Here is a 12875-nt window from a genome sequence, read left to right on the forward strand (position 1 = left end):
GGGGATCTCAACTAAGGTTTAGAAACCAATAAAGTTGTTGATGCACTGCGACCAAATTCTTCGGGGGTGTATTGTAATTTAGCCTCTGCACCGGGCCATAAATATTCTCCTGGGGTGACAGATCGAACTAAATAATGCAGTTGATAAATTCCTGGTTCTAAACGATTACTATAGGCAATAATTCGATCCTTGTAAATCGTTTGATAGTTAATGTTCCAACTACTTTTTTGAGCTTGTAATGCTAAATTACTGGTTTTAAAACTAGCATCAATAGCTTCAAATCCGGCGGGAAGGGGGTCAGTAATCATCACCTGATCAACGGGATGATCGGTAATAATATCTAAACCGATATCAAACACTTGTCCGGGTTCAACTTTCAGGAGTTGTTTAGGAGAATTAAGATCAATTGTTTGTAAGATTTTATCCTCATTAGCAGGGCGAATTGTGCGGGTAATTCTTAACCCATTTAACCGTCCGGGTTGATTCCCTTCCAAACGATACCGATAAGCAACCCAATAATTTAATTGACCCTGATTAGACTGTTGTAAAGTCAAATCATTTTTGCCTTTGGGTAATTCCGCCAGGGGTACATTTAAACTATAACTCGAATCTTTATACCCTTTGAATTGAGTTTCTCCTAACGTTTGATTTCCTAATTTAATCGCTACATTAAAGTTAGGAGGTGTAGTTTCAGTTTCAGCATAAGCCACTAAAGCCGTTAACGCTTGTGCATTATCATAACTGCTTCCCCAAGTCCCATCTTTACGCAGATTCAATAAACTTTGTACCAGTTTATTAACGGTTTCAGATTGGGAATTTTGGTTGATCACTAACCGTAATCCTTGGGATTGAATTGTTGTGGGAGAATTGAACCAACTATATCCTGGTGGTAAATTTAGAGTCGCAGTTCTTCCCGTAATATAGATCTGTTTTTGCACTTGCTCAAATAGACGATTATACTCCGCTTTCCAGTTCGGAAATTGAGATAAATAACGCACAAACTTAATCTGGTTAACAGGATTAAATTTCTCGAAATTTTGCAAGATATCGTCTAAGAAATCACTGCGTTTTTCTCCCAGTGCATCTAACGCAATTAACGCATTTAACCGGATTTCATTTTTACAAATCTCATCGCTACAAAACTCATATTTTCCAGGGTTATCAACTCCTAGAGTTAAATAAGTTTTCAGAGAATTGATCACCTGAGAATTAACAGGAAATCCAGCCTTTTGTGCTTGTGCTAAGGCTTCTCCTGTATAGGCAGAAAGCAAAGGATCAGAGGATCTTGAACCCGGATACGCTGCAATTCCGCCATCTTCTTGTTGTAGATTGGTAATAGTTTGCAAAGCGGTTTTAGCGCGTTCAGGTAACTGCAATTGGCTGAAACTTTGACCATATTTTTTACCTAATATTTGCAAATTAGCAGTGCTGATTAATTCGCTAACAGCAGGTTCCAGAAATGGCCATTTTTCTGGATTAAAGACTTGTTCAGCAGCAGCCGTGAATTGAGGAATTAAGGTACTAGATAAATTAATCTCTAATCCTCCTACATCAGGAACAACTTTTTTACTAATATTCAGAGGAATTGTTACGGAATTAGTGGTGCGTCCTGACTCAATTACCTGTTCGATCAGGTTAAATGTTTTAACCTCTAAAGGCACTTCAAACCCATCAGATTTGCCGTTAAATTCTGTTGTAAATTGAACTTGAGCATTACCCGCTTGTTTAACTAAAATGGGGAATCGATAGGCGTTTGTTCCCGCTTCTGCTTTGGTTTTTAAGGTTTGTTGATTGGCGTTTCCTGGGGAAAATTGAATTCCTCCATTAACGGTTCCCGTAATATTTAAGTTGCCTTTTTCTTCCGTTAAATTGGTAATCGATAATCCGGCTAAAATGCGATCGCCAGGACGCGCAAATTGAGGTAAAATTGGATTAGATAGCAACGATTGAGTCGTCATAAATGTAGTTTCAGCCGAACCAAATTTGAGATTTCCATCGGTTGCAACTACCATCACTCGCCAGGTCGTTAAATCATCAGGAAGCTTAAAATTAACGGTTGCTTTTCCTTGATTATCCGTAATAATTGAACCGTTATAAAAAGCTAACGGTTGAAATTCTTTCCGAATGCGAGGATTAGCAGTAGCCGTAGATAAACCACCTCCATAACCCCAACCTTTTGCTAACGGAGATGCGATTTGATTTAAAATAACCGCAGGACGATTATCACTAAATCGGGTGGAAATTGGTTGTTCAGCATAGACCGTTTCAACTAAATTTGGCGGACGATAACCATTCAGTTGTAACACTGAATCATTCACCACCATTACGGTTAATTGTCCGCGAAGGGGTTGATTTTGGGTATCCGTTAAGGTTAGATTTAAGCTTTGTTCAGAACCCGGTTCTAGCTTTTCTTTTTGGGGATTAACTTGTACTTGCAGATATTGATCTTCGAGGTTAATCTTAAACGGTGTTAACCCAATTTTAGCTAAATTCTCTAAGCTACCCGGTTCGAGTTCAGAAAGAGGTTTTCCTTGTCGGACTAATACCGCTTCAACTGCTGCATTGGGTAACATTTCCGGCGTGACTTGAAACTGAATTTCGGGCGCACCTCCTTTAACGTTTATCACCTTTTGATACAGAGGTTTATCGCGTACCACTGCAAAATATAATTCTCCTTCTTCGTAAGGAGATTGAATTAAAGCGGTTGCAGTTTCTCCGGGTTTATAGGTGGTTTTATTCAGTTTAATTTCTAAACGATTTTCATTAATTCCTCCCCAGTTTACGAGTTGATTTCCTGTCACCCAGATTTGTAAATCTGTCGCTGTAATTTCATTATTTTCATCGCTAAAATTAGCGCGAATGCGATAAGAACCGGACTCTGGAGCAGTTAGAGAAACGGTTTGTTCCTTTTGACCCGATTTGACATCAACTTGAGAAACTGTTTGATATTGAATTTGATTTTTATTGGTTTGTCCTCCTTCTACCACCCGTGTAACCTGGCTATAATCCATTTTTTGCAATTGCAAATTTACCCCAACATTTTCTAAGGGTTTTCCTTGATAATCAGTAACAATTACATCAATGGGTAAAGCCTTACCTGCTTCACCAATAAACGGCGTTTTTAACCCGATTAAACGGTCACTGGGAACAGCAATAAAGGATTGAGAATTGGCAACGGATAAATTAGAAATATCGGTAACTTCTACATCCACTCGATAGGTCATGGGATAGGGTAAATCTTGAGCAACGGTAACGGTTTTAGTTCCCTGACCCTGTGCATCTAATTGTTGATTTTCCTGCAATACGCTATCAGAAACATTAGGCTTTTCTTCCGGCCAAAACCATTGACGACCAAAGGAATAATTTTCCCATCCTTTGGGAATAAAATCCGTTGCTGTGCGAGTCACATAATATTTAGCCGCACCCTCCGCAACGGGAGAACCAAACAGATATTCACTCTTAGCATTGGCTGTAATGGTTTCTCCAATTTTGGCAAATTTTTGATCTAAATTCAGGTTGACTTTAAAATTGGGGGGTTTGAATTCAGCAACGCGGAAGTTCCCCAAAATTTCTACTCCATTTTGGTTTTTTGCCCGAATAATATAATTTCCTAACGGTTGGTTTGCTGCTAAGGGTAATTCTACTGAAAATGTCGCAAATTCATTAGTTTGATAATCTCCCAATTCTTGCTTTTCTCCTTTTGAATTGTCTAATGTCACTGTATAATTTTCATTTTTATTCGGTTTTAACATCCCATTTTCTAGGGAATAGGCTACACCTGTTAAGGCAACTTTTTCTCCGGGTTTATAAAGTTGACGGTCGGAAAAAATTACCCCCCGTGATAGGGTTTGCTGGTCTTCCCAACTAGCATCAATTCCATATTCGTAAGCTCCAATATAGGAAAATGTTCGAGTAAATGCCCAATCTTTGCCTTCTTTAGCAATTACTAATAATTCTGGTGGTTTCGCAAACCGTTTCCCCTTCATACATTGTTGTAACTGTTGAGAATTTAACAGTAACGTTCCCTGATTATCGGTCGTTCCCGTTGCACAAGCTTGAGGTTTAGGATGGGATTTGGCATCGAGTTGAGAGGGATAAATTTCAACGTTTACGCCTTCAGCAACGGAACCATTATCTAAGTGATGAACTCGTACTAATCCTGACTCTGGAAACCATTGAGCAAAGACTCCTAAATTCGTTAACTGTACCAGTCCAGCAAATTGCGGTTCACTCCATTTTTGTTGACCTTCTTGTTGATATTTAGTTGTTTTTGCTGTCACGCCATAAGCTAACAGTCCCGTATTTCCCCCTAATTTTTCTCGTAAATTAATCGAGGTTTCTTGAATTTCATTTTTAGGGGTAGAAACTGCAAATGTTGTCCATTTTTCCGGGGGAAGTAACAGATTTTTTTTCTGGGTTCTAGGGTAAGCGGTATCGGTATAAACTAAATCGGTCGGTTGAACAACTTGGTAAGCTGCTCGATATTTTGATTCGGGTAAATTCAAGGTAGAAATATTCAGTTCTAAATTTTGTTGAGAGGGGAAAATATTCAGTCCTGAAGGGACAAAAATATTGGGGGTTAAATCTCCGGTTTTATGAGTCAGGGTAACGGGTTTTCCTAATTTCTGATTAAATTGATCTTCGAGGTCTGCGCCAATGGTAATGGTATAATTAGTTTGGGGTTCTAATGCCCAAGGATTGAGGGTTACACGGTCATTATTATCATAGGCTTGGATGACTTTAATATCGGGTTTAGGTGCAGGCTGAATGGTAATATTTTTTAGGGCTGATTCTGCAATAATTCCATTATTAAATTGCAGTTGGGGGTTCCCGGTTACGAACCGTCCTGATGTTCCTTCTATACTTGCTTTACCGGGAAGTTCTAAACTGGTAAATTTTAACGGGTCATAGGTTTTAATAATGTTAGAAATCTCAACTTGAGTCTCTAAATTCCCGTAAGCAGGACGTAACCCTGGTGTAATTTTAAATTGATAGCGGTTAGCGGTTTGTAATTGTTGTTTGGGGGTAACAAGATATTCCCAGGTTTGAACAGCAGGATTAAATTCGGCTTGGGGTTCAAGGGGAGTTTTATTATCTTCTGATTCTGCTAATTTAACCTCAACAGAAATAGCTTGATTTGTTTTTACAGAAATCAGTTGTAAGTGTTGTTTTAAAGAGTTTAAATCTAATTCTACATTAGAATTAAATTTGAGTTGAGGATTTAACCCTAGGGGATTGTCTGGGGAACCGGGTTGATCTTTGCTTCCGGGTAAATTGGATAATTTTATCGGTTCGGTGGCAAATGTCCAAGCAATATCCTGGTCTAATTGATGTTGGTTTAAATCGGTTAATCCTTTTTTGATGGTGACTTGTAAACGAGTGGCTAAGGGTAAAGCTTTATCGGCTTGAAATCCAACCATTTTTGGGGTTAAAAACCGAAATTCACCGGGTATTTTAGGAGTAATCTCAAAGTTGTTTAAAAGTTGTTTTTGTCCTGAACCATCTAAGTTTTCAAGCGGAATTAAAGGATCTTTAAAAATAACATGAATTTGGCTTAATTCTGGACTCTCACCCAAGGGATTAATAGCTTCAATCCAGTTCGGAAGTTGGGGTTTAGGTAAATCCGCTACCAGTGGGATGACTTCGCTAACAGGTGAATGACTGATGATGCGACATCCCACCAAAGTTAAGATAAACAGAAAAACGAAGATAAACCGCCTCCGAATTTGGCGGAATTGGGTAAAATTTCTCATCGTCTTTAATTATGATACTTCCTTTTGTAATAACAGATATTTTAATCAAAATTCCAGAAAATTCCAGAAGATTTAATTTTCGTTTTTGTTTAGGGGTTCAGGGGTGCAAAGTGACCGGATTCCGAATTAAAACTGTTACAAAAATTAACAGAAATTAGAGATGAGTTTGTTAATTGAAGGTATCTCTGTTCAAAATATTATGCTATAATATCTCAATTAATTTTATAATTCTATTTTCAAAATCGCTATGGAAACCAATATTCTGACTTTACCTCCCATTTTAACATTAAAACTCGATTTAACTCAGGAACAATTTTGGCAATTGTGTCAAGAAAATCATAATTTTCAATTTGAACGCACGGCTACAGGAGAATTAATTATTATGCCCCCAACAGGAGGAAATACAGGGAAACGGAATGCTGATTTAATTTTTCAACTTCTAGCTTGGAAACGCCAGAATAATTTAGGTGAAGTCTTCGATTCTAATACGGGTTTTACCCTTCCCAATGGTGCTGACCGTTCTCCTGATGCGTCTTGGGTGAGTCGGGAACGTTGGGAGGCGTTAACACCTGAACAACAGGATAAATTTGTACCGTTGTGCCCTGATTTTGTGGTGGAGTTAATGTCTCCGAGTGATCGTTTAGAAAAAACTCGTCAAAAAATGCAAGAATATCAAGAGAATGGGGCAAAATTAGGCTGGTTAATTAATCGTAAACAGCAACAAATTGAAATTTATCGTTGGCATCAAGCGGTAGAAATTTTAGAACATCCCAACCAAATTTCAGGCGAAGACGTTTTACCTGGTTTTGTCTTAGATTTAACCTCGATTTGGTAAACGCTGAAGGATTTAAACGATATAGCCTATATTTGTCCACAGTTAACAGTCAACGGTCAACGGTCAACCTCCAACAGTCAACCTCCAACCGCCAGACTATTCACAAACGTCAATCAATGGTATCCTAGTGTCAATAGAATTCGTTGTTTAAGTTAAGGTAGGGAAATTATGCAAGTTAATGATCTGGGCTTTGTTGCTAGCCTTTTGTTTGTGCTAGTTCCTGCTGTTTTTCTGTTGATTCTGTATATTCAAACCCAAAGTCGGGGAAAAGAAGGTTAAATTCAGTTTTGCCTCAATTCTGATTTTATCCTGATGAAAAAAGCACCACAACAACAGTTTTGAGGTGCTTTTTTCTGAAATTCTCTTGATTAAGGTTATAGACAAACAGGAGGAATTAGGGTGCTTGTGTCCGTGTTAATAAAACAGGACAGTTAGCATAAACCCGAACATAGTCGGACAATGAACTTCCCAATAGTCGGTCTAAGTCAATAAAGCTCTTAGCAACGCTAGGCCGACGGTCTGGGGAAGCTAACATCAATAAATCAGCATTCAATTCTTCTGCAACGCGGCAGAGTTCAGGGCCCGGTTTACCTGTACCACTGACACAACGGTAGCTGACTCCCTGGCGTTTTGCTTCTTCAATCGCAGGTGCTAAAATCGGATCTCGGTCGGCATTGCTGCTGAAGTCCTCGCTCGATTTCCCAGATAAATCTTTATTAATGTGGACTAAAATTATTTGTGAGCCAGAGAGAGATTTAGCAAAAGAAAGTGCCAACTGTAAACACTCTTTAGATGCCTCTGATTTATCCACAGCCACCATAATTCGGCGCAGTTTTTTCACATAAGCATCGTCCTTGACCAAGAGCATCGGACGACTGGTTAATTGAAACACATACTGACTGACCGAGTTTTCCAAAATCGCTTGGATGCGGCCTAAACCCCGTGACCCCATAATAATTAAATCGACATTTTCCTCGTCAGCGACGTGGGAAACGATATCCTTGGGATCACCTTGTTTGAGTTGAGGATTAATTTGCTTCGGGTCAAGCTGAATCGATTTCACGGCTTCTGCGAGAATTTTCCCCCCCTCCTCTAACTTTTCAGACATCGTATCCGAACTAATTTGAGTGGGGACAACGTGCAGAACTGTGACAGATGCTTGTTTGAAGGTGGGGATATCCAGCAGCATATTCAGCATTTCTTCGCATAATCCCCGACCGGCAACAGCAACTAGAATTTTTTTTATCATGTTTATTTCCTTGGGATTAAAATAAATGATTTGTCAGTGATCAGATTCTATCCGACTCGAATTAAAAAGGTTCCCTACCTAGGATAAACCTGAGCGTTGACAGATAATTTGTAGAAATGTTGCGTTCTGAATCTATTTGTAACGTGTTTGAAACAAATCCTCTCTCTGAATCGACGTCCTCAACAGATACCCCATCGGAAAATCCTTGGTTTGACTATGTTGTGCGGGTTTCTCCCCATCATACCGACTATGGCGGGATTGTTTGGCATGGGACTTATCTGTCTTGGATGGAAGAAGCGCGGGTAGAACGGTTACGTTTGACCGGATTGGAGTATCATGACTTAGTAGAAATCGGGTGCGAATTGCCTGTTGTGGAACTCAATATTCGTTATCATCAACCCGTGAAAATGGGGATGCAGGTTGTTGTTAAAAGTCGCATACTATCCACCAAAGGCGTGCGACTCCCTTGGGAATATCGAATTGAATCCGTAGATGGTGAATGCCATTATCTTACGGCTCAAGTCACCTTAGTGCCTATAGACCGACACACAGGCAAAATTATGCGTCGTTTACCCCCGATGTTACAAGCCTCCTTGGCTCAACTGCTACCTGAACTAACGCTATAATTAGTCATTATATTGAGTCCAGTTTGTTGATCCCCAAAAGCAATTCCCCTGTTTGAAACCCCCTCTCCTGAACGCCATCAAACCCTTTCTCGTCCCCTATTTAACCCCACAAGAGCGGATCACTCTTATCCTGCATGACAACCCGGTATCTTGAAATGGATTTAGCCTCCCATCGATTTATTAGTTATTTTGATATTCCAGAAGCTCAACAACTCTGTGATCTGGCAGTAGTCGAACAGTTTGCCGACCAAACTATTATTTTTGAAGAAGGAGAAGACCCCAGTTTTTTATACTTAGTTTTAGAAGGTCAAGTTGAGTTTAAAAAACAAGCTCCCTTGAATCAATATCAAACCGTTGCTCTCGCTAAAGCCAATGACTTTTTTGGAGAATTTGGAGTTTTAGATGGACAACCTCGCAGCGCTAGAGCAATGGCAGCCGGACAGGTGAAATTAGCTAAAATTTCCCGACCGGATTTGATGGAAATTTTAAGCAATGCTAAGGGTAAAGTGATTCTGAATTTATTCAGTTATATTATTCACCATTTGCGAGTCACTACGGATCAATATGTCAATCAATTAGTCCATAAAGAAAAAATGGAATTAGTCGGCGAAATGGTAAATACCATTCTGCATGACTTTAGAAGTCCCTTTACCGGAATTCAGTTATCCAGTACCATGCTCAAGGAAATGCACCCCGATGAAGAAACTCAAGAATGGTGTGATTTAATTTCCATGCAAATTCAACGAATGTTAGGGATGGCAGAGGAAGTTTTAGAATTTGCTAAAGGCACTACGGTACTGTATCGTAAACCCGTTACTGTTGCCAAAATGCTGCAACATTTTGAGAAATTAAATCGGGTTTATTTTCAATCGACCCAGGTTGACTTTTCGGTAAAAGCCGATGAAAAGTGTATTATATATGTTGATGAAAATAAACTAATTCGAGTCCTTCAGAATTTAGTTGGGAATGCGGTAGAAGCCTTTGAAAAACCCGGTGGAAAAATTATAGTCACAGCCACAGGAACTCAAGAATGGGTGAAAATTGCCATTGCGGATAATGGCCCTGGAATTCCTGACGCCATTCGAGAACATTTATTTGATGCGTTTGTCACCTATGGAAAACGCAGTGGTACTGGCTTAGGAACTGCGATCGCTAAATCTATTATTGATGCTCATGGCGGGAAAATTGAGTTTAAATCAATTCCCCAGGAAGGAACTACTTTTTATATCCTCCTTCCTCAAACTCAACGGTCAGAAATGCAAGCAGAAGTTGCTGAAGAAGTCAAATTAAACTAGGTTTAAGTTTAACCCTAAAAACAGAATTAAACTGTTAAATTTATTCTATTTTCCTTTGAATCTAATTCGTCCTCTGCCTCAAGATGTTGTTCATTTAATCGCCGCCAGTGAAGTCATTGACTCGTTAGCGGCGGTGGTTCGAGAATTAGTTGAAAATGCCTTAGATGCCGGAGCCACTCGGATTACAATCTCTGTATGGCCGGAATCTTGGCGTGTTCAAGTAGCGGATAATGGCTTAGGAATAGATTTAGAGAATTTAAAACAAGCAGCCGCAGCCCATAGTACCAGTAAAATTAACACAATTACGGATTTATTTCAAATTAAAAGTTTAGGATTTCGCGGGGAAGCTTTACACAGTTTAGCGCAATTATCGGATTTAGAAATTATTAGTCGTCCCAGTTCTCCAACCCTTTCGAGTTCCGGTTGGCGAGTGGGTTATAATCATCAAGGGGAAGCGATTAAAACTGAAGTGATTGCGGTGGCATCGGGAACCGTTATTACTGTTTCTAATTTGTTTGAAACTTGGCAAACTCGCCGTCAATCTTTGCCTTCTGCTGCCCAACAATTGCGAGGAATTCAGTTAATTATTCAGCAAATTGCTTTATGTCATCCCCAAGTCACTTGGCAACTCCGTCAAGGCAATAATCCTTGGTTTCAGATTAGTCCAGGGGTGAATGCTCAACAAATTTTACCTCAAATTATTAAAAATATTCGGTTTAGTGATTTATATTATTTGAAAATTCCGCCCAATTGTGATAATATTAATATCAAGGGAGTTGAATTAATATTAGGATTACCCGATCGCTGTCATCGTCGTAAACCTGATTGGGTGAAGGTTGCAATTAATGGCCGCATGGTGCGATCGCCCGAATTAGAACAAACCCTATTAACCGCCTTAGCGCGAACTTGTCCCCGCGATCGCTATCCCATTTGTTTTGTGCATTTACACCTTTCTCCTGAACACATAGACTGGAATCGTAACCCCGATAAAAGTGAAGTTTATTTACAGGATTTAAGAGGATGGCAAGATCAAATTAGTCAAGGTATTGATCAAGCATTACGGTTAAATTTTGAGCGTCTTTCTCTACCTCAAAATCGAATTAATCAGTTACTGAAAGTCTCAGAAGAAAAGGGAAACTATAAGATTAATTATTCAAATCAGTCGGATTCTGAAACCTCTCCAACCCCGTCGAAAAACGAGTTAGGAATTGTAGAAGTAAAAGCGATCGCCCAAGTCCTAAATACTTATATTGTCGCTGAACATTCTAGCGGATTATGGTTAATTGAACAACATATTGCCCATGAACGGGTATTATATGAACAAATTTGTGATCAATGGCGATTAGTTCCTCTCGAACCCGGCATTATTTTACAATCCTTATCAACAGCACAATTAGAACAAATGCAGCGTTTAGGATTAGAAATTGATCCCTTTGGGGATGGGGTTTGGGTGGTTAGAAATGCTCCAGAATTATTAGTTAAACGCAGTGATTGTCCAGAAGCTTTATTAGAATTAAGTTTAGGAGGAGATTTACAAGCCGCACAAGTCGCAACCGCCTGTCGCAGTGCGATTAGAAATGGAACTATCATGAGTTTAACCCAAATGCAAACCCTATTAGATCAATGGATTAAAACCCGAAATCCTCGCACTTGTCCCCATGGCCGCCCGATTGTTTTACAATTAGAAGAATCCGCCCTAGCCCGTTTTTTCCGTCGCCATTGGGTGATTGGAAAAAGTCATGGAATTTAGGAGATTTTGACTATAGTTTATTATAAAATAAAGATCATCCATTTATAGCAATTTTCCATGAAAAATCCTATCCTCGATCAACTCTTACAACTCGCCACTCAGAAAGCAGATGCTGTGGAGGTTTATTATTTGTCGAGTCAGAATACTCCCATTGAGTTTGAAAATAATCGTCTCAAGTCCTTACAAACAAAAGCCAAACAAGGGGTAGCGTTACGACTGATTCACCAAGGAAGATTAGGATTTGCGAGTTCAACGGATTTAACCCGTTTAGAAGACTTAGTAGAAGCCGCCTTACAAACCGCAGAAATAGGTGCAATAGCCGAGTTTGAATTTGCATCAAATCTGCATTTGCATTCTGATACTTCTTCCTATACTCCTCCTACAACTCAAGAATTAGTTGAAACTGGAAAAAATCTGATTGAACAGGTAATCAACTACAATCCAGAAATATTAGTCAGTGTGGGGTTTAATCTTTCCCGTGAACAGGTACAAATTGCTACTAATCAGGATGTTTATGCAGAACGTTCTAGTCAGTTATTTAGTGCTTATCTATCAGGAAATTTAGTTAAAGGAGAAGATTTTTTAGCAATTGGCTGTTATGATGTCGCCAGCGATCGCTCTTTAGAAACCGAGCGTTTACTTGAAGAAGTCATCCAAAAATATCGTCTAGCTGAACAACAAGCCACTATCCAAAGTGGGTCTTTTCCCGTGTTTTTTACCCCTCAAGCTGTTGCTAGAATATTAGGAGGATTATTCAGAACAATTTTATCCGGTCAAACCATTGTTCAGAAATCTTCCCCCTTAGCCGATAAAGTCGGAGAAACCCTATTTGATTCTCGCTTCAGTTTATATGAAGATCCAAATTTCGGCCCCTCGGCTTGTTCTTTTGACGATGAAGGAACACCAACAACCGCAAAAAAATATATTGATCACGGGACAGTTAATCAATTTTATTGGGATCGACAATGGGGAAGTCGGGGTCAAATTTCCTCAACCGGAAATGGATTTCGCGGTGGGTTATCTCGTCCTAGTCCTTCCTTAGTAAATTTATGTATTCAGCCCGGAAAAACATCGACAGAAGACTTAATTTCCAGTATTGATGAAGGATTAATTGTCGATCAAGTTTTAGGTGCGGGTCAATCCAATCAACTGGCTGGAGAATTTTCGGTTAATTTGGATTTAGGTTATAAAGTTGAACAGGGTAAAATTGTCGGTCGTGTCAAAAATACAATGGTAGCGGGGAATATTTTTGAGGCGTTTAAACAGTTAGTAGATTTAGGAAATCAACCGCAATGGGTGGGAAGTAGTTCTTATGTTCCCAGTTTACTATTTCAACAGTTAGGGGTTGTAGCTAAACAATAAGAGAG

General features: G+C 39.3%; 8 protein-coding genes. 6 read left to right on the forward strand and 2 right to left on the reverse strand.

Annotated elements, in window-relative coordinates; genetic code table 11:
- Nucleotides 1-11: 11 nt before the first annotated feature.
- Entirely contained in the window at nucleotides 12-5753 is a 5742-nt protein-coding gene (locus PL8927_RS10155) for an alpha-2-macroglobulin family protein (RefSeq protein WP_083620742.1), read from the reverse strand.
- 247 nt (nucleotides 5754-6000) lie between these two features.
- Between PL8927_RS10155 and PL8927_RS10160 the strand changes: the two genes are divergently transcribed.
- Nucleotides 6001-6588 carry a Uma2 family endonuclease gene (locus PL8927_RS10160; RefSeq protein WP_083620745.1) on the forward strand — a complete coding sequence of 196 codons (588 nt, stop codon included), beginning with the start codon at nucleotides 6001-6003 and terminating at the stop codon, nucleotides 6586-6588.
- 168 nt (nucleotides 6589-6756) lie between these two features.
- Nucleotides 6757-6867 carry a photosystem II reaction center protein PsbM gene (psbM, locus tag PL8927_RS10165; RefSeq protein WP_083620747.1) on the forward strand — a complete coding sequence of 37 codons (111 nt, stop codon included), beginning with the start codon at nucleotides 6757-6759 and terminating at the stop codon, nucleotides 6865-6867.
- A gap of 115 nt (nucleotides 6868-6982) precedes the next feature.
- Here the strand turns inward: psbM and PL8927_RS10170 are convergent, their stop codons facing one another.
- On the reverse strand, nucleotides 6983-7837 hold the full coding sequence (locus tag PL8927_RS10170) for a universal stress protein (RefSeq protein WP_083620749.1): 855 nt from the start codon (nucleotides 7835-7837) through the stop codon (nucleotides 6983-6985).
- Between the two features lie 116 nt (nucleotides 7838-7953).
- On the opposite strand from PL8927_RS10170, the gene PL8927_RS10175 reads away from it, so the two are divergent.
- The 4 genes from PL8927_RS10175 to PL8927_RS10190 all read left to right on the forward strand — a co-directional run bounded on the left by PL8927_RS10175 (nucleotide 7954) and on the right by PL8927_RS10190 (nucleotide 12870).
- Nucleotides 7954-8463 (forward strand): acyl-CoA thioesterase, encoded by a 510-nt coding sequence (locus PL8927_RS10175; protein WP_083620751.1) that lies wholly within the window; start codon nucleotides 7954-7956, stop codon nucleotides 8461-8463.
- Between the two features lie 155 nt (nucleotides 8464-8618).
- Entirely contained in the window at nucleotides 8619-9758 is a 1140-nt protein-coding gene (locus PL8927_RS10180; protein WP_083620946.1) for an ATP-binding protein, read from the forward strand.
- Between the two features lie 55 nt (nucleotides 9759-9813).
- Nucleotides 9814-11508 carry a DNA mismatch repair endonuclease MutL gene (gene mutL / locus PL8927_RS10185; RefSeq protein ID WP_083620754.1) on the forward strand — a complete coding sequence of 565 codons (1695 nt, stop codon included), beginning with the start codon at nucleotides 9814-9816 and terminating at the stop codon, nucleotides 11506-11508.
- Between the two features lie 57 nt (nucleotides 11509-11565).
- On the forward strand, nucleotides 11566-12870 hold the full coding sequence (locus PL8927_RS10190) for a TldD/PmbA family protein (protein ID WP_083620757.1): 1305 nt from the start codon (nucleotides 11566-11568) through the stop codon (nucleotides 12868-12870).
- The last annotated feature ends 5 nt before the right edge of the window (nucleotides 12871-12875 follow it).

This window comes from Planktothrix serta PCC 8927 (assembly GCF_900010725.2).
Taxonomy (GTDB): Bacteria; Cyanobacteriota; Cyanobacteriia; order Cyanobacteriales; family Microcoleaceae; genus Planktothrix; species Planktothrix serta.